This window comes from Sphingomonas aurantiaca, from assembly GCF_003050705.1.
Taxonomy (GTDB): domain Bacteria; phylum Pseudomonadota; class Alphaproteobacteria; order Sphingomonadales; family Sphingomonadaceae; genus Sphingomonas; species Sphingomonas aurantiaca.
Map to the genome: position 1 here is coordinate 182,755 of NZ_QAOG01000006.1, position 18,327 is coordinate 201,081.

Here is an 18,327-nt window from a genome sequence, read left to right on the forward strand (position 1 = left end):
TCCCAGCTTTCGCTGGGGTGACGGGCGCAAACGACGATAACGGAGCATTCGTGAAGGCGACGATCTACCACAACCCACGCTGCTCCAAGTCACGCGAGGCGCTCGCGTTGCTCCAAGACGCGGGTGCTGACGTCACGATCGTCGAATATCTGAAGACTCCCCCCTCCCGCGCGGACCTCGTCCGACTGTATGACCGCGCGGGAATGACGCCGCGCCAGGGCCTGCGCATGGCGGAAGACGGCGCCAAGGCGGTCAAGCACGGCGATGCCGAGGCCATCCTCGACGCGATGATGATTGATCCGTTGCTGATCGAGCGCCCGCTGGTCGAGACCGACAAGGGTGTACGCCTCGGCCGCCCGATCGCACGACTGCACGAGATCCTGTGATCGATACCCCTGCCCTCGCATTGCGCACGCTCCCAGCAGATGCCGCAATTTCGGGCAGTGAAATCAACGATATTCCGCGGTTGCCCGAGGGCGCCGCGGCTGGCACGTTTGGTGCAAGGCGCCCGCAAGGGCGAACGGCTCACCCGCAAGGGCGAGGCTTTCAACGACAACCGGGGGCGTACCTGTGAAAAAGATCGAAGCCATCATCAAGCCGTTCAAGCTGGATGAGGTGAAGGAAGCGCTGCACGAGATCGGCGTCAGCGGCATCACCGTGACCGAGGCCAAGGGTTTCGGCCGGCAGAAGGGCCACACCGAGCTGTACCGCGGGGCGGAATATGTCGTCGACTTCCTCCCGAAGGTGAAGCTCGAGGTGGTCGTCGAGGACGGCCTGGCGCAGCGCGTCGTCGAGGCGATCGCCGCGGCCGCGCAGACCGGCCGGATCGGCGATGGCAAGATCTTCGTGATCCCGGTCGAGAGCGCGCTGCGCATCCGCACCGGCGAGCGCGACGACGACGCAATCTAGTTCAGATCCACGCATACGGCGTTGACGCCGAGTGACGACATCGTCATTTGACGCGGCGCAACATTGTGTGGAAATCACGTTCCATACCGCAATTAGATTCCCCGCATGACGCGGTGGAAGTCTCAAAACGAAGGGCAAGCATCATGGCGAATTCGGCCTCCGACGTTCTCAATATGATCAAGGACCAGGAGATCGAGTGGGTCGATCTGCGGTTCACTGATCCCAAGGGCAAGTGGCAGCACCTCACGATGGTCGCCAGCCTGATCGGCGAAGACGAGCTGACCGACGGCCTGATGTTCGACGGCTCGTCGATCGAGGGCTGGAAGGCGATCAACGAGAGCGACATGACGCTCAAGCCCGATCTCGACGCGGTCTATGTCGATCCGTTCTCGGCGACGCCGATGATGATCCTGATCTGCGACATCGCCGATCCGTCGACGGGCGAGTTGTACGCGCGCGATCCGCGCTCGACCGCCAAGCGCGCCGAAGCGTATCTGTTGACGACCGGCGTCGGCGACACCGTCTATGTCGGCCCCGAAGCCGAATTCTTCATGTTCGACGACGTCCGCTTCGAGAACAGCTATTCGACGAGCTATTACAAGATCGACGACATCGAGCTGCCGGGCAATTCGGGTCGCGAATATGAGGGCGGCAATCTCGGCCACCGTCCGCGCGCCAAGGGCGGCTATTTCCCCGTCGCGCCGGTCGACAGCGCGGTCGACATCCGCGGCGAGATGGTCTCGACGATGATCGAGATGGGCCTGCCGTGCGACAAGCATCATCACGAGGTCGCGGCCGCGCAGCATGAGCTGGGCCTGACCTTCGGCACGCTGACGCAGACTGCGGATCGCATGCAGATCTACAAGTATGTCGTCCATCAGGTCGCGCATGCGTACGGCAAGACGGCGACATTCATGCCCAAGCCGATCAAGGAAGATAACGGCTCGGGGATGCACACGCACTTCTCGATCTGGGAGGGCAAGACCCCGCTGTTCGCCGGCAACGGCTATGCGGGTCTGTCCGACATGTGCCTGTATTTCATCGGCGGCATCATCAAGCACGCCAAGGCGGTCAACGCGTTCACCAACCCGACGACCAACAGCTACAAGCGCCTCGTCCCCGGCTACGAAGCGCCCGTGTTGCTCGCCTATTCGGCACGCAACCGCTCGGCATCGTGCCGCATTCCGTACGGCACCGGCCCCAAGGCGAAGCGCGTCGAAGTGCGTTTCCCGGACGCACTGGCGAACCCCTACCTCGCCTACGCGGCGCTGATGATGGCCGGCATGGACGGCATCCTGAACAAGATCCATCCGGGTGAAGCGATGGACAAGAACCTGTACGACCTGCCGCCGGCAGAACTCGCCCAGGTCCCGACCGTCGCGGGTTCGCTCCGCGAGGCGCTCGACTGCCTGCTCGCCGATCACGACTTCCTGCTGAAGGGCGACGTGTTCTCGAAGGACCAGATCGAGAGCTATGTCGAGATCAAGCGCGCCGAAGTCGCCCGCTGGGAAATGACGCCGAGTCCGGTCGAGTATGACATGTACTACAGCGGCTGAGCTGCCGTGCCGGCAGCGGTGCGCAAAAGCGCACAGCCGCTGTCGGCCGGCGTCGCAAGTAGCGACGACCGACGGCGTGGCTTCGCCACGACGTTGACTGACAAGAGGGCGTCCGGAGCGATCCGGGCGCCCTTCTTCGTTGTACCGCCTCCAACTACCGCGCTCTGTAATCTTCTTTACACTACGACAGCAGCAAAACCGTTCGGGTGACATCAACACCCCGTGGCTGCGTGGATTCCTCACCGCCACCCGTGTCAACAACCCTACACGACGATCAACGCAGCAGCGAAGGATCGCCCATGACCTACCAGACGCATATCGCCCAGATGACCACGCTCATCGCCGACCAGAACGGCACCTGGGACGCGATTTCGCCCGAATCGGTCGCGCGGATGCGGCTCCAGAACCGCTTCGCCACCGGCCTCGACATCGCGCGCTACACCGCCGCGATCATGCGCAAGGACATGGCCGCCTATGATGCGGATCCGGCGAACTACACCCAGTCGCTCGGCTGCTGGCACGGGTTCATCGCGCAGCAGAAGATGATTAGCATCAAGAAGCATTTCGGCACCACCGACCGCCGCTACCTCTACCTCTCGGGCTGGATGGTCGCCGCGATGCGCAGTGAGTTCGGCCCCCTGCCCGACCAGTCGATGCACGAGAAGACCAGCGTCCCGGCACTGATCGAGGAACTCTACACCTTCCTGCGCCAGGCCGATGCGCGCGAGCTCGGCATGATGTTCCGCGACGTCGACACCGCGCGCGCCGCAGGGAATGCGATCGAGGAGCAGCGCCTGCTCAACGCGATCGAGAACCACCAGACTCACGTCGTGCCGATCATCGCCGACATCGACGCGGGCTTCGGCAATGCGGAGGCCACCTACCTGCTCGCACGAAAGATGATCGAGGCGGGTGCCTGCGCGCTGCAGATCGAGAACCAGGTGAGCGATGAGAAGCAGTGCGGCCATCAGGACGGCAAGGTCACCGTCCCGCATGAGGACTTCCTCGCGAAGGTCCGCGCGTGCCGCTACGCGTTCCTCGAGCTGGGCGTCGAGGACGGGATCATCGTCACGCGCACCGACTCGCTCGGCGCGGGGCTCACCAAGCAGATCGCGGTCAGCAAGACGGCGGGCGACCTGGGCGACCAGTATAATTCGTATCTCGATTGCGAGGAGATCGACCCCGCCACCGCGCAGAATGGCGACGTCATCCTCAACCGCGACGGCAAGCTGCTGCGTCCGAAGCGCCTGCCCTCCAACCTGTTCCAGTTCCGCGCGGGCACGGGCGAGGATCGCTGCGTGATGGATTGCATCGCGAGCCTACAGAACGGCGCCGACCTGCTCTGGATCGAGACCGAGAAGCCGCACATCGAACAGATCGCCGGCATGGTCGACCGCATCCGCGCGGTGATCCCGAACGCAAAGCTCGTCTACAACAACTCGCCGAGCTTCAACTGGACGCTGAACTTCCGCCAGCAAGTCTTTGACGCGTGGCGTGAATCGGGTCGCGACGTGTCGGCGTATGACCGCGCGCGCCTGATGAGCGTCGACTATGACGGCACGCCGCTGGGCGACGAGGCGGACGAGCGCATCCGCACCTTCCAGGCGGATTCGGCCAAGCGTGCCGGCATCTTCCATCACCTGATCACACTGCCGACCTATCACACCGCGTCACTCTCGACCGACAATCTCGCCAAGGAGTATTTCGGCGACGCCGGGATGCTCGGCTATGTGAAGGGCGTCCAGCGCAAGGAAATCCGCGAGGGCATCGCCTGCGTCAAGCATCAGAACATGTCGGGCTCCGACCTCGGCGACGATCACAAGGAGTATTTCGCGGGGGAGGCCGCGCTGAAGGCCGGCGGCGTGCACAATACGATGAACCAGTTCGCCGCCTGATCTACGGACCGGAGCGCAAGCTCCGGCCCTGACCTCGCAGCGGCGCACTGGTCGTCGACCGACTGTGCCGCTGCCGGGATATACGACAGCGCTTCGTACCGAACATGAACAAAATGTCATTTTCGGGGTTCCGCCACCCAAGTCGGCCGTTTAGGAGACGCGCTTCAAAGGGTGGCAAGGTGATGATGCGGAAGGTGAAATTTCTTCCCGTGGCGATGTGCCTGCCGATATTGGCCGCGTGCAACCGTCACCAATCGACGCTCGCCCCGTTCGGCGAGGAGGCGGACAAGGTTCGCTCGATCGCGATCGTGCTGGTCGTCGGTTCGGTTATCCTTGCCGCCGGTCTCGCGCTGCTCATGCGCCACGCGATGCGCGCGCCCGAAGGCCGGCTCACGCACAAGGGCGGGATGAAGCTGGTGCTGTGGCTCGGCGGAATCGGCCCGTCGATCCTGCTGCTCGGCCTGCTGCTCTATGCGCTGCCGGCGATGCGGCCGATCCCGGTCGCGGATACCGATCTGCGGATCGGTGTCGAGGGCGAGCAATTCTGGTGGCGGGTCCGCTACGCGCCGCCCGGCGGACCGTTGGTCGAGTCCGCGAACGAACTCCGCCTGCCGGTCGGCCGCACCGTCGAACTGTCGCTGCGCGGCACCGACGTCATTCACAGCTTCTGGGTGCCGGGCCTCGCGGGCAAGATGGACATGATCCCCGGCCGCACCAACCGCCTCATCGTCCGCGCGACCAAGGCGGGGACGTATCGCGGCGTCTGTGCCGAGTTCTGCGGGCTGGGCCATGCGCTGATGGCGTTCGACGTCGTCGCGATGGAGCCCGCCGCGTTCGAGCGCTGGCTCGCCGCACAGGCGCGACCTGCGACGCCGACCGCATCGCCCGGCGCGCGCCTGTTCGCCAGCTATGGGTGCAGCGGCTGCCACAGCGTCCGCGGGATCGGCCCGGTTGCGAAGATCGGCCCCGACCTGACGCATTTCGGGTCGCGCGCGACGCTCGCGGCCGGCGTCCTGCCGATGACCCACGCTAATATCGCTGGCTTCGTCCGCGATCCCGGCAAGACCAAGCCCGGCGTGCGGATGCCCGCCTTCCCGCAGATGTCGGCCGCCGAAGCCGACCAGATCGCCAGCTATCTCCAGGGGCTCAAATGACCACCGAGAGCACCCCGTACGTCGCCCCCGACCAGAACGATCCCGCGGTCCGCAAGGGCCAGGAAGACCGCCTGCGCGAAGTGTGGAAGCCGCCCTCGGGCTGGTTCTTCCGCTGGACCGACGTCAACAACAACCGGATCGGCGTGTGGTACACGCTGACCGCGTTCGGCTTCATGCTGTTCGCGGGCGTGCTCGCGCTGATCATGCGCACGCAGCTGGCGGTGCCGAACAACGACCTCGTCACCGCGAACACGTTCAATCAGCTGTTCACGCTGCACGGCTCGATGATGATGTTCCTGTTCGCGGTGCCGATGTTCGAGGCGGTCTCGATCATCCTGCTGCCGCAGCTGCTCGGCGCGCGCGACCTGCCGTTCCCGCGGCTGTCGGGCTTTGGCTATTGGAGCTTCCTGATCGGCGGCGTGTTCGTGTCGGGATCGATCTTCTTCGACGCCGCGCCCGATGGCGGCTGGTTCATGTATCCTCCGCTGACGACACGGACCGATCTGAGCGGGTTGGGCGCCGACATCTGGATGCTGGGCCTCAGCTTCATCGAGGTGTCGTCGGTCGCAGCCGCGGTCGAGCTGATCGTCGGCGTGCTCAAATGCCGCCCGCCGGGGATGCGGCTCAACCTCATGCCGCTCTACGCCTGGTATATCCTGGTCGTCGCGGTGATGATTTTGTTCGCGTTCCCGCCGCTGATCGCGGGCGACGTGCTGTTCGAGATGGAGCGGCTGCTCAACTGGCCGTTCTTCAATGCGGAGAAGGGCGGCGACCCGCTGCTGTGGCAGCACCTGTTCTGGATCTTCGGCCACCCCGAAGTCTATATCGTCTTCCTGCCCTCGATCGCGCTGTTCGCGATGCTGATCCCGACCTTCGCGCAGCGGCATCTGCTCGGCTATCCGTGGATCGTGCTGGCCGCGGTCGGCACCGCGTTCCTGAGCTTTGGGCTGTGGGTCCACCACATGTTCACGACCGGACTGCCGAAGATCAGCCTCGCCTTCTTCGCGGCCGCTTCCGAAGCGGTGGCGATCCCGACCGGCGTGCAGATCTTCGTCTTCATCGCGACTCTCTGGGCGGGCAACGTCAAGAAATCGACGCCGTTGCTGTATGCGAGCGGAAGCCTAGCGGTGTTCGTGATCGGCGGGCTGACCGGCGTTATGGTCGCGGTCGCGCCGTTCGACTGGCAGGCGCACGACACCTATTTCATCGTCGCGCATCTGCATTACGTGCTGATCGGCGGTACGCTGCTGCCGCTGTTCGCCGGGCTGTATTATTACTGGCCGCTGGTCACCGGGAAAAAGCTCAGCGACAGGCTCGGCCGGATCGCGTTCTGGATCATGTTCGTCGGCATGAATCTGACCTTCTTCCCGATGCATCTCTCGGGCCTGCTCGGCATGCCGCGCCGCGTGTTTACCTATCCCGAGGAACTCGGCATCGGCGGGCTCAATCTCGCCTCGACCGCCGGCTCGTACCTGTTCGCGCTCGGGGTGCTGATCGTGTGCATCGATCTCGCGCTGTCGCCGCGCCGCCCCAAGGCGCCGCGCAATCCGTGGAACGCGGGGACGCTCGAATGGCTGGCGCTGCCCGATGACGAGGACTGGGGCATCCGCTCGGTGCCACTGATCGAGAGCCGCTATCCGATCTGGGATCAGAAGAACTTCGTCCAGAAGGTCGACGAGGGCCGCTTCTTCCTGCCCGACGCGGAGGAGATGCGCCGCGAGTCGATCATCACCACCGTGCTCGACGCCCGGCCGCTGCAGGTGATCCGCCTCGGCACGCCGAGCGTGAAGCCGATGATGACCGCGGTCGCGCTGGCGGGCGTGTTCATCCTGACGACCTATCATCTGTATCTGCTGTCCGCGCTCAGCGGCATCGCGACGCTCGCCTGCGTGCTGTGGTGGCTGTGGACCGGGACCGCCGAGATCCCCGAAAAGCCGACCAAGCATATCGGCCACGGCATCGAGGTGCCGCTCTACACCTCGGGGCCGTCGGCGCCGGGCTGGTGGGCGATGTTCATCACGATGATGGCGGATGCGACCGCGTTTTCGGGACTCGTCTTCGGCTATTTCTTCTTCTGGACGATCCACACCAATTTCCCGCCCACGGGCGCCGGGCTGGATGGACCGGGCGTGTTCTGGCCGATGGTCGCTTTGGCGCTGACGCTGACAGGCTGGGCGGCCACGGTCGGCGCGCGCGAAGTGCATCGCCGCGGTAACGTCGCTGCGGGCCGCGCGCTGCTGGTCGTCGGGATCGTCACGACGCTGTCTAGCCTGTTCGCCGGGCTTGCGGGACCCTGGGTGTCGGGGATGGATCCGGAGCTGCACGTCTATCCGGCGATCGTGTGGACGCTGGCGATCTGGACCGCGGTGCACGCCGCGATCGGCGTGATCATGCAGACCTACACGCTCGCGCGCAGCCTCGCGGGGAAGATGACGCCGGTTTATGATGCCGACCTGCGCAACATCACCGTCTACCACCATTTCCTCGCACTGACGGGTATCGTGACGTTCTGCACGATCGGCCTGTTCCCGGGGGTTGCATGACTACGTCCAAGGACAACCGCAAGCACTGGGCGCGCGACCTCAAGGTCACGTTGTGGACGCTGATCCTCCCGCCGACGATCTGGGCGGTGCATTTCATGTTCTGCTATCTGTGGGTCGCCGTCACCTGCGCGAAATCGCCGACGCCGGGGACGGCGCTAAACGGGTTTCCGCTGGCCACGCTGATTGCGACGATCGTCGCGCTGCTGGGGATCGTCGCGGCGGGCTATATCGCGCGCGTCCAGTCGCAGACGCCGGGCGACCCTGCGCCGCATGATGAGGGCACCGCGATCGACCGTCTGCGCTTCCTCGCGCTGTCGACCCGGCTGCTCGCAGGTCTGAGCTTCGTCGCGGTCATCTTCACCGCACTGCCGGTCATCGTGTTCGGCGATTGCCGATGAGACGCGCGAGCCTGGTGCTCGGCGCGGTGCTGGTCCCGCTCGGCTGGGCGTTTGCCGCAGCGCCGCTCGGTATGGTCGGGCACATGGCGGGTCACATGATCGCAGTTGCGGTCGCGGCGCCGTTCCTCGCTTACGGCATCGCGGGTAGCCGCTTCGATCCGGCCGAGCGGTGGCCTGCGGTGGTAACGCCGCTGGTGATGTCGCTGGTCGAACTCGTCGTGGTGTGGCTATGGCACCTGCCCGCGTTGCGGCTGCGCGTCGACATGCAGCCGCTGGCGTTGCTGATCGAGCAGGCGAGTTTCCTCGGCGCCGGCCTGCTGCTGTGGAGCGCGGTGCTCGGCACGCAAACCGGCGGGGCGACCGACCGGCGCGTGTCGGGCGTCGCGGCAATGCTGCTGACGTCGATGCACATGACTCTGCTCGGTGCGCTGATCGGCCTGGCGCCGCGGCCGCTCTACGCCATGATGGCAATGCATCCGTCCGCGCACGGTCTCGATCCGCTCGAGGACCAGCAGCTTGGCGGCGTCGTCATGCTGATGATCGGTGCGGCAAGCTATTTTCTCGGCGGGCTCGCGATGCTCGGCGGTGTGTTGAAGACACGGAGCGCAACGGCATGACGATCCGGATCACCTGGGCGCGCGCGGTCGCCGCCATCGTCGCGCTGATCGTGGCGGGGCTGCTATTTTCCTGGTCGGGGGTGTTCAACGTCGCCGCCTCGTCGGGGCATTGGAAGATCACCGACTGGTTCCTCCACTGGACGATGCGCAACTCGGTGCGCACGCATGCCGCCTTGACCGTGCCCGACGATCCCAAGGCGCGCGACGGGGTCGTGAGCGCAGCTGGCCTGTTCAAGGCGAGTTGTGCCGCCTGCCACGGCGCACCTGGCGTGCGCCCGCTGCCGGTGATGCAGGCGGCGACGCCCCCTGCCCCCGATCTTTCGATCAACGCGCGTGAATGGACCGACAAGCAGCTCTTCTGGATCCTCAAGCACGGCGTGAAATTCAGCGGCATGCCCGGCTGGGCGGCGAAGGACCGCGACGACGAGGTCCGCCACATGGTCGCGTTCGTCCGGCTGCTGCCCGAAATGTCGGCAGCGACCTACCGCGCGCTGACCGAAGTACCGGGGCCGACCGACGCAAGGATCGCCACCTGCGCGGGCTGTCATGGTGCGGACGGCCGTGGCCGCGGCCAGCCCGACATCCCCGTGCTCGGCGGCCAGAGCCCCGCCTATCTGCGCGCCGCGCTCGAGGCCTATGCGATCGGCAAGCGACAGAGCGCGGTAATGTCGAACGCGGCCGCGACGCTGACTCCAGCCGAGATGACGCGCCTGGCGGATCATTTCGCGGCGATGCCCGGCATCGGTACGACCAAGCCCGCGGGCAGCGTCGAGGCTGCCAGGATCGACCGCGAAGGCCTGCCAAAGGTCCAGTTGCCCGCCTGCGCAAGCTGCCACGCGCCCGGCAAGCCCTATCCCGTGCTCGCCGGCCAGCGCGCGAGCTACATCGCGCAACGCCTGCGGAACTGGCGCGGCGACGAGACGGTCGTCGATGCACGCAAGTCGCAGTCGACGATGCCCGTCATCGCTCGGCGGATACCCGAGGACATGATCGACCCGCTTGCCCGCTATCTCGCCGGTCGCTGAGCGCTCAGCCGGTAGCGGGCAACAGCTCGATCGAGACCGAACGGTCGCCGACCAGATCGGCGAGCCGTTCGCCGGAGGCTAGCGCCGTATCGCCCCACCAGTCGCGCACGCCGATCCCGTCGAGGTGACACTCGGCAGTCCGTAGCGGCACGACACACCGCAAGACCGCCCTGTCGCCCACCCGTCGAAACGCGATGACCTGATCCGCACGAGCGCCGGTGACGGCAATGGGGTCATATCCGCTCGTGGCAAACAATGCCGGATGATCGCGTCGCAGCGTCAGAAGCCGCTGGATAAGTGCCATCTTCGCCAGCGGCTCGCCGTCCAGATTGGCCTGCAGACGCGCATAGTTCACCGGCCGACGATTGTCGGGATCGACCAAACTCAGGTCGATAGCCTCGGTCCCCTGATACAGATCGGGCACGCCGGGCACTGTGTAACGCAACGCGACTTGGGCGAGGCTGTTCGCTTCGGCTGCGGGGGCCAACTTCGCGACGAGGGCGGTCAGGTCTTCCAGAAACGCCTGCGATCGCGTGGGATCGAGAAGCGCTCGCGCCAGATCGTGGCAGCGCGTTTCATAGTCCGAGTCCGGTGACTCCCAAGACGAGCGCAACTTGGCCTCGCGCAAGGCCTTTTCCTGCCACGCCACGATCCGCTCCGCATAGTCGGACAGCCCTCCGCCGTCCGCCGCGGAAAGGCCCTCCGGCCAAGCGCCGAACAGTGTCTGAAGCAGCATATAGCTGTCATCCGGCGCCACCCCGTCGGCGAAGGGCAGCGCGAGGTCGAGCCATCGTTCGACATGCGTGCGCCACAGATCGGGGATTTCGCTCAGCACGGCGAGCCGCGCCCGCACGTCTTCGCCGCGTTTGTGATCATGCGTCGCGGTGGCGAGCATCGCCGCAGGCCAGTTGCGCGTACGATCGATCATCGCGGCATGGAAGTCTCCGATATCCAGCGACATGCGGCCTGCATCGAAGCCGACGTCGTTGCGCGACAGCAGCCGACCATAGCGGTAGAAGGCAGTATCCTCGACCGCCTTGGCCGCGATCGGCGCGGACAGCTGCTGGAATTTGCGGACCGCCTCCGCCGCCAGCCCGGCGTCCCCGGGGCCCTCGCCTGCCAACCATGCCAGGATCCGGTCGACGACCGCGTCCTCGCCTGGCGGCACGAACTCGGCGACACGCTCGCGGACCGTTTCGCGGATCGCAGCATCGGCTGCGGGGGCGGCATCGCCGGTCCCATAGGTGCGGTAGACCGGGAAGACCCACAGCATGCGCTCGATCGCACGGTCGAGCATGCCGCGGGTGAGGCCGTCGCACTCCGGCGTCGAGCGCGCCAAGGCCACGAACGCCTCGACGCACCCGCGGCGCTGGCCATCGAACTGCCAGGCAAGCAATTCCTGCCGCGCGCGCAGTTCCTCGGGTGAGAAGGCCGCGGATCGTCCGCTTATGTCCGCCCACAGAGTAGCGAGCGGCTCTGCGCCGCTGCTCGCGTGGAGCAAGGCTGCAACCTGCTCCATAAAATCATAGCCGCTGGTGCCGTCGACGCGCCAGTCCGTCGCGAGCGGCTCGCCGTCCGCCAGGATCTTCTCGATGATAATGTACGCCGGGCCGGGCGGCGCATCGGCCGGTCGCGCAATCGCGTCGAGCCGCGTGCGGAGCTGCCGGCAATAGGCGGCGGGATCGGTGAGGCCGTCGACGTGGTCGACGCGGACGCCGTCGATCAGGCCCTCGCCGTAGAGGCGGAAATACAGCGCATGCGTCGCGTCGAACACGACCGGGTCCTCGACACGCAGGCCGGCAAGGTCGTTGATCGTGAAGAACCGCCGCCAGTTGAGCTCGTCATTGGCAACGCGCCACGAGGCCAGACGGTAATGCTGCCGGTCGGCCAGCGCGGCAATATCCGCGGTTGCCGCGGCCGCCTGGTCCTCGTCGCGGAGCGGCAGACGGTGCTCGCCATAGGCTTCGAGGACGTAGCGGCCATCGACCTGCTCGACCTTCAGCGCGCCGCTCGCGATCGTTTCGGCCAGCGGATCGCCGAGGATCGGCAGGACGAGCTTCTCGCGCCAATCGATGTCGAAATAGCGGGCGAACGGGCTTGCTTCCCCGCGCGTGAGGACGTCGTTCCACCAGCCATTCTCACCGCCAGCCACCCCCATATGGTTGGGGACGATATCGATGATGATGCCCATATCGCGCACACGGAGCGCCGCGACCAGGCTCCGGAACGCATCCTCGCCGCCGAGTTCGGGATTGATGCTGGTCGGATCGGCAACGTCATAGCCATGCTTCGACCCGCGCCGCGCCCGCGTGATCGGCGAGGCATAGACATGGCTGATCCCGAGCGCGTCGAGATACGGCACCAGCGCCTTGGCATCGGCGAAGGTGAAATCCTTGTGGAACTGGAACCGGTAGGTCGCGCGAGGGGTCATGCGGATCTCGTGGCGTTGAGGGCGTCGATACGGGCGGTGACGTCGGCGCGGTCGAGCAGCGCCTCGGTCGTGTCGGGCAGGCGGCGGCGCCAGTTGGGATGCTCGTCGATCGTGCCCGGCAGGTTGGGCTGCTCGACCAGTCCGGCGAGATCCTCGACGGGCACGATGGCGAGCGCGCAGGGGGTGCTCGCGACATGCGCGATCGCAGCGTCGACGACCGGGTCGGTGTCGTCCTCCGCGGGTTGATCGCGGCCCGTGTCGAACGCGGCCCACAGCGCGGCACGATCCGTGGCGCGGGCGGCACGGTCTGCGGCTTCGTCAACCGCCTCGGACGTGCGGCCCAGCGCCCAGGTCCAGCCGATATCGCGTCCGCTCCACCAGCCGGCAACGGTCGCCAGATCATGCGTGCCGGTCATCGCCACCGCGTCGGGCGACCATTTCACGGGAGGGACGAAGCCATCGGCATCACGCTCGAACCACAAGACGCGCATGCCGAGCATCGCACGCGCATCCATCGCCTCGCGGAACCCGTCGGGGACGGTGCCGAGATCCTCGCCGATGACGATCGCCTTGGCGCGGTGCGACTCCATCGCGACGATCCGCATCAGGTCGTCGAACGGCATGTCGAGATACGCGCCGTCCGCGGCCGATGCGCCCTCGGGTACGACCCACAGGCGGCGCAGGCCAAAGGCATGGTCGATACGGATGCCGCCGGCATGCGCGAGGGCTGCGCGGATCGTCGCGATGAATGCGGCGAATCCGGTATCGCGAAGCGCTTGCGGATCGAACCCGGTAATGCCCCAGCTTTGGCCGTCAGGACCCAGCGGATCCGGCGGCGCCCCGATCGACAGACCGGTGAGCAGATCACCGCGCCGGCTCCAGCCGTGGCTGCCGCCTGGGTCCATCCCGACGGCAAGGTCGGCGATGAGGCCGATCGCCATGCCCGCATCCTTGGCGGCCGTCTGCGCGGCATCCAGATCACGGCGCGCGCGCCACTGGAGGAACGCGTAGAAGGCCACGTCCTCGGCATGATCCTCGACGAAGCGGCGGACGGCAGCGCTGGCAGGGTCATGATAGTCGGCCGGCCATTGCTGCCAGCCGCGTGCACCCATCTGTGCGAAGAAATGCGCGTGGAGGGCGTCGAATTCGGCGTGGCGTTCGAGATCCTCCCCACCGTCTCGTCGGAACGCGTCGAGGCTTTCGCCAATGTCGGCAACCTCTTCCGCGTAAGTCTTGCGAAGCTGTGCAAGCTTCGCAGGTATCGCGTTCTGCCAATCGATCAGATCGGCGGAGACGTCAGCCAAAGCGTCCGCGTCGACGGACGGCGTCCCATAGAGGCCGTTGAGAAACTGGCGGCTCGATGGCGCATAGGGGCTGTAGCGGCTGGCATCGGCGGGAAACAGCGCGTGCGTGGGGCTGATCGCGAGCGCATCGGCGCCCCGGGCGCCAAAGGCACGCGCAGCATCGACCAGCGTTCCGAAGTCGCCGAAAGCCTGGGGAGTGTCGCCGCAAAGGCTGGGGATCTGAACCGCGGGCGCCCAGCATTTGCGTCCGGGGACCGCATCCGAGATCGTAAAGCAGCGCCGCGGGGCGACGAGCAGATCGATCTCAGTGCCGTCGATCGCGAGACGGTGATACCCGACCTGCTCGATCGGCTTCAGCGCGCCGTTCTCCACCGACAACGAGATCTTCGTGCCGTCTTCGAGCGTCAGTTCGGCGCTGCTCAAAGCCGTCGCAGGAAGCGCAATCGGGGCTCCGCAATCGACGGACAGGAACCGGGGCGCATGGGCCGTCCTGCGCTCGATCGCAGCGAGGCTGTCGGCGATCTGCGTGTCGCTGCCGGATGCATGGCCGAGGCGATGGAGGATCGTCCGCAAGGCGTCGTCCGATACCGTCTGGCGACGCCCGGCAGCGTCCTGCCAGTCACGCTGCAGCCCGGCGGCCGTCGCGAGCGTGTGCAGGTCGCTCATCGCGCCAACCAGACCGCGATGCTGTCAGGCTGGCCGGGGTCGCCATCCGCGAAGATCGGCGCAGCCTCGATGACAGGAAAGGCTACCGCCTCGTCCCCCAGGTTCAGCGCGATCGTGAGAACCGCGTCGTCCCCCATCCGCCAGCGCGCGACGACAGCCCCCTCCCCGATCGCTTCCGCACCGATTGCAGTCGTGCCACGTAACCGAGGGATGATCGCCTCGTGGCGAATCTTGAGCAGCGTGGCGTACAGCGCTTGCCACGTCGCAGCATCCGGGCCGGGATGCGCGCGCGACTGGTCGAACGTCTCGAGCGCGTTGGGATCGGGGATGGCCTTGCGCGCTTCGGGATCGGCGAACGCGGCGAACTTGGCGAATTCCTTGCGCCGCCCTTCGCGCACCGCATCGGCGAGCTCGTCGTGGAAGTCGGTGAAGAACAGGAACGGGCTCTCGCTGCCCTGCTCGTCCCCCATGAACAGCAGCGGGATCTGCGGCCCCAGCAGGAGCAACGCGGTCGCGGCCCGAAGCTTTTGCCGGTCGGTAAGCAGCGTCAGGCGCTCGCCCATCGCGCGGTTGCCGATCTGGTCATGATTCTGGAGGAACGCGACGAACGCGGTTGGCGACAGGTGCGCGCTGGGCTTACCACGCGGCTTGCCGTCATGGTTCGGCGAGCCCTCGCCCTGATAGATAAAGCCCTCGCCCAAGCAGCGCGCGAGGCGTTCGGCGGGCCGGTCGGCAAAGTCGCTATAATAGGCGCTGGTCTCGCCGGTCAGCAGGACGTGCAGCACGTTGTGGAAATCGTCGTTCCACTGCGCATCGAACGCCGCGGGGTGAAGGCGATCGGCGTCGTTGCCTTCGTTCTCGAGGACGAGATGAACGTGGCGGCCCGTAGTCTTCTCACGCAGTTCGGCCGCCATCGCGTCGAGGAAGTCGTCATTCTCGATCGCGTGGACCGCATCGAACCGCAGGCCGTCGAACTTATAGTCGTTCAACCACATCAGCGCATTGTCGACGAAATAGCGGTGGACCGGCGCCTGATCGACCGCGACCGCGCCGCCCCAGGGGGTATCGACTTCGGGGTGAAAGAACCCCTTCGCATAGGCGCCGAGGTAGTTCCCGTCGGGCCCGAAGTGATTGTAGACGACGTCGAGGAACACCGCGAGACCGAGTTCGTGGGCGCGATCGACCAGCGCCCTCAGGTCGTCGGGCGTGCCGTAGCTCTCGGCAGGAGCATAAGGCAGAACGCCGTCATAGCCCCAGTTGCGCGTGCCGCCGAACGCATTGACCGGCATGAGTTCGATCGCCGTCACGCCAAGCTCGGCGATCTCTGGAAGCCGGTCCGCGACACCCGAAAAGCCACCCAGCGTGCCGACATGGACCTCCTGGATGACCATCTCTTCCCAAGCGCGCCCGCGCCAGTCCGTCGTGCGCCATTCATAAGCGGCGTGGTCTACGACGACGCTCCAGCCATGGACCCCGCCCGACTGCGCGCGCGACGCCGGGTCCGGGACCGTAAGGTCGTCCGCCAGCCGGAACCGGTAGCGCGCGCCTGCGCCGACTGGCGCCTTTGCGCTGAACCACCCGTCAGGCCCGCTGGTCATGGCGACCGCATCGCCGCCGGCTATCTCGAGCGTCACCCAATCACGGTCGGGTGCCCATAGGCGGAAGGTCGTCCCATCGGCCTCGAGCGTCGGTCCCCAGCCGATCATGCCGCCGCAATCGTCCATGTCAGCAACGCCGCACCCTGCGGGGGAAGCTCATAGCTGTCCTTGATCGGCGTGGCGGGCTGATCCGGCTTGCTGCTGTCGATGAGGACAACGCGTTCGGCATCCTCGGGCGGCGGCATGTGGAAGGTCAGCGGGCCTTCCGAGGCGTTGAGCAGGAGCGAGATCACCTGAACCTCGCCCGACTCGCGCTCGCATGCCCGACGCATGACCAGTGCGCGACCGTTGGTGTTCTCCCAATCCTCGGAGGTGAGCTGCTGGCCGCGCTCGTCCCACCATTCGATATCCTTGAGGCCCTCGGCGGGCGTATCCTCGCCGTACAGGAAGTTCCCGGCGCGGAGCATCGGATAGTCGCGACGCAGCGCGATCAGCCGCGCTGTGAAGTCGATCAGCGCGTCACCCTCGGGCGACTTCGCCTTCTCCCAGTCGAGCCAGCTGATCTCGTTATCCTGGCAATAGGCGTTGTTGTTGCCATTCTGCGTCCGCCCGAACTCGTCCCCGGCAACCAGCATCGGCGTGCCGAGCGAGGCGAACAACGTCGTCAGCATCGAGCGCATCACGCGCTGGCGGGTCTCGAGGATCGCCGGATCCTCGGTCGGCCCTTCGACGCCCCAGTTGCGCGAGCAGTTGTTCGAATGGCCGTCGCGATTGTCCTCGCCATTCGCCTCGTTGTGCCGCTCCTCATAGGCGACCGTATCCGCCAACGTGTAGCCATCATGCGCGCCCAGCAGGTTGACGCTCGCCCATGGCCGCCGCGCGCGACGGTCGAACAGATCGGCCGACCCGGTCAGCCGCGCGGCGAGATCCGCGCGCTGCGCGTGATCGCCGCGCCAGAATTTGCGCACCGTATCGCGGTATTTGTCGTTCCACTCCGCGAAGCCGGGAGGGAAGTTGCCTAGCTGATAACCGCCGGGGCCGATATCCCAAGGCTCGGTGATCAGCTTCAGCTTGCCGAGCACCGGATCCTGCCGCAGCACGTCGAAGAATCCCGCACCCGGATCGAAGCCCGTATCCGTCCGCCCCAGCGTCAGCCCGAGATCGAAGCGGAAGCCGTCGATGCCGAAGCTTGTCGCCCAGTAGCGCAGCGAATCCGCGACCATTTGGATGACGCGCGCCTTGGTGAGGTTCAGCGTGTTGCCAGTGCCAGTGTCGTTTATCGAAAAGCGCGGATCGTCCTTGACCAGCCGGTAATAGCTCGCATTGTCGAGCCCGCGCCATGACAGCGTCGGCCCCTGTTCCGAGCCCTCGCAGGTGTGGTTGTAGACCACGTCGAGGATCACCTCGATCCCGGCCGCATGCAGCCGGCGGATCGAACGGCGCAGTTCGTTGTGGCTGTCGGTCGCGAAGAACGAGCGCTCGGGCGTGAAGAAATTGAGGGTGTTGTACCCCCAATAATTCCGCAGCCCCTTCTCCTGCAGGAAGCGATCCTGGATGTAGGTGTGGATCGGCAGAAGCTCGATCGCCGTCACGCCGAGCCGCTTGAGGTGATCGATCACCTTGGGGTTGCCGAGCGCCGCAAACGTGCCGCGTTCGGAGGGCTGGACCTCGTCGAACAGCTTGGTGAGGCCCTTGACGTGCGCCTCGTAGATCACCGTCTCGGACCACGGCGTGTTGGGCCGCACGTCGCGCGACCAGTCGAAATGGCTGTCGGTCACGACGCCCTTGGGCATCGTCAGCGCGCTGTCACGCTTGTCGAAGCTCAGGTCCGCGCGTGGCGACTTGACCTGATAGCCGTACATCGCGTCGGTCCAGCGGAGTTCGCCGATCATCTGCTTGGCATAGGGATCGAGCAGCAGCTTGTTCGGGTTGAACCGGTGGCCTTCCTCGGGCGCGTACCGCCCATGCGCGCGGTAGCCATAGACAAGGCCGGGCTGCGCATCGGGGAGGTAGCCATGCCAGACCTCGTCGGTCCATTCGGGCAGCGCGTAGCGTTTTAGCTCGCGGCGGCCGGTCTCGTCATAGACGCAGAGCTCGATCTTCTCGGCGTTGGCGGAATAGACCGCGAAATTGACGCCAAGGCCGTCGAACGTAGCGCCCAACGGATAGGCGGAACCGGCGTCGAGCGTGTCGGGCAGTAGATGCAAGGCGAAGACCCTTTTCGTGGCGCC

Annotated in this window: 13 protein-coding genes; 9 read left to right on the top strand and 4 right to left on the bottom strand. The window is 66.0% G+C overall.

The annotated features are described in order from the left end of the window. Window positions 1–50: 50 nt before the first annotated feature. The 9 genes from C8J26_RS16505 to C8J26_RS16545 all read left to right on the top strand — a co-directional run bounded on the left by C8J26_RS16505 (window position 51) and on the right by C8J26_RS16545 (window position 10,097). Window positions 51–386: an arsenate reductase family protein gene (locus C8J26_RS16505; RefSeq protein WP_107959411.1), complete on the top strand. Its 336-nt coding sequence runs from the start codon at window positions 51–53 to the stop codon at window positions 384–386. A gap of 184 nt (window positions 387–570) precedes the next feature. After that, complete coding sequence (locus C8J26_RS16510; RefSeq protein ID WP_055875939.1) at window positions 571–909, top strand: P-II family nitrogen regulator; 339 nt, start codon at window positions 571–573, stop codon at window positions 907–909. A 143-nt stretch (window positions 910–1,052) separates the two neighbouring features. Further along, window positions 1,053–2,465, top strand: a complete 1,413-nt coding sequence (gene glnA / locus C8J26_RS16515) for a type I glutamate--ammonia ligase (RefSeq protein WP_056475362.1) — start codon at window positions 1,053–1,055, stop codon at window positions 2,463–2,465. Window positions 2,466–2,764: 299 nt separating this feature from the next. Then, complete coding sequence (locus C8J26_RS16520; RefSeq protein WP_107959309.1) at window positions 2,765–4,360, top strand: isocitrate lyase; 1,596 nt, start codon at window positions 2,765–2,767, stop codon at window positions 4,358–4,360. 215 nt (window positions 4,361–4,575) lie between these two features. Continuing rightward, entirely contained in the window at window positions 4,576–5,514 is a 939-nt protein-coding gene (locus C8J26_RS16525; RefSeq protein ID WP_416366527.1) for a cytochrome c oxidase subunit II, read from the top strand. Further along, on the top strand, window positions 5,511–8,057 hold the full coding sequence (ctaD, locus tag C8J26_RS16530; RefSeq protein WP_107959310.1) for a cytochrome c oxidase subunit I: 2,547 nt from the start codon (window positions 5,511–5,513) through the stop codon (window positions 8,055–8,057). The genes C8J26_RS16525 and ctaD overlap by 4 nt, the downstream gene beginning before the upstream one ends. Continuing rightward, window positions 8,054–8,455 carry a hypothetical protein gene (locus C8J26_RS16535; protein WP_107959311.1) on the top strand — a complete coding sequence of 134 codons (402 nt, stop codon included), beginning with the start codon at window positions 8,054–8,056 and terminating at the stop codon, window positions 8,453–8,455. Before ctaD ends, C8J26_RS16535 begins: the two co-directional genes overlap by 4 nt. Continuing rightward, complete coding sequence (locus tag C8J26_RS16540) at window positions 8,452–9,072, top strand: cytochrome c oxidase assembly protein (RefSeq protein WP_107959312.1); 621 nt, start codon at window positions 8,452–8,454, stop codon at window positions 9,070–9,072. Before C8J26_RS16535 ends, C8J26_RS16540 begins: the two co-directional genes overlap by 4 nt. After that, entirely contained in the window at window positions 9,069–10,097 is a 1,029-nt protein-coding gene (locus C8J26_RS16545) for a c-type cytochrome (protein WP_107959313.1), read from the top strand. The genes C8J26_RS16540 and C8J26_RS16545 overlap by 4 nt, the downstream gene beginning before the upstream one ends. Window positions 10,098–10,101: 4 nt before the next feature. Here the strand turns inward: C8J26_RS16545 and treY are convergent, their stop codons facing one another. From treY to glgX, 4 genes are read right to left on the bottom strand one after another with little or no spacing between them, the layout of a single operon-like run. Further along, on the bottom strand, window positions 10,102–12,528 hold the full coding sequence (gene treY, locus C8J26_RS16550) for a malto-oligosyltrehalose synthase (protein WP_107959314.1): 2,427 nt from the start codon (window positions 12,526–12,528) through the stop codon (window positions 10,102–10,104). Then, entirely contained in the window at window positions 12,525–14,498 is a 1,974-nt protein-coding gene (gene malQ / locus C8J26_RS16555; protein ID WP_107959315.1) for a 4-alpha-glucanotransferase, read from the bottom strand. The genes treY and malQ overlap by 4 nt, the downstream gene beginning before the upstream one ends. Beyond that, complete coding sequence (gene treZ / locus C8J26_RS16560; RefSeq protein ID WP_107959413.1) at window positions 14,495–16,204, bottom strand: malto-oligosyltrehalose trehalohydrolase; 1,710 nt, start codon at window positions 16,202–16,204, stop codon at window positions 14,495–14,497. The genes malQ and treZ overlap by 4 nt, the downstream gene beginning before the upstream one ends. After that, window positions 16,201–18,303: a glycogen debranching protein GlgX gene (gene glgX, locus C8J26_RS16565; RefSeq protein ID WP_244185359.1), complete on the bottom strand. Its 2,103-nt coding sequence runs from the start codon at window positions 18,301–18,303 to the stop codon at window positions 16,201–16,203. Before glgX ends, treZ begins: the two co-directional genes overlap by 4 nt. Window positions 18,304–18,327 lie beyond the last annotated feature (24 nt).

Bases quoted from the DNA above. Each gene is read 5' to 3' on its own strand.
- glnA (WP_056475362.1), top strand. From the start codon at position 1,053: ATGGCGAATTCGGCCTCCGACGTTCTCAATATGATCAAGGACCAGGAG.
- C8J26_RS16520 (WP_107959309.1), top strand. From the start codon at position 2,765: ATGACCTACCAGACGCATATCGCCCAGATGACCACGCTCATCGCCGAC.
- C8J26_RS16525 (WP_416366527.1), top strand. From the start codon at position 4,576: ATGTGCCTGCCGATATTGGCCGCGTGCAACCGTCACCAATCGACGCTC.
- ctaD (WP_107959310.1), top strand. From the start codon at position 5,511: ATGACCACCGAGAGCACCCCGTACGTCGCCCCCGACCAGAACGATCCC.
- C8J26_RS16535 (WP_107959311.1), top strand. From the start codon at position 8,054: ATGACTACGTCCAAGGACAACCGCAAGCACTGGGCGCGCGACCTCAAG.
- C8J26_RS16540 (WP_107959312.1), top strand. From the start codon at position 8,452: ATGAGACGCGCGAGCCTGGTGCTCGGCGCGGTGCTGGTCCCGCTCGGC.
- C8J26_RS16545 (WP_107959313.1), top strand. From the start codon at position 9,069: ATGACGATCCGGATCACCTGGGCGCGCGCGGTCGCCGCCATCGTCGCG.
- treY (WP_107959314.1), bottom strand. From the start codon at position 12,528: ATGACCCCTCGCGCGACCTACCGGTTCCAGTTCCACAAGGATTTCACC.
- malQ (WP_107959315.1), bottom strand. From the start codon at position 14,498: ATGAGCGACCTGCACACGCTCGCGACGGCCGCCGGGCTGCAGCGTGAC.
- treZ (WP_107959413.1), bottom strand. From the start codon at position 16,204: ATGATCGGCTGGGGACCGACGCTCGAGGCCGATGGGACGACCTTCCGC.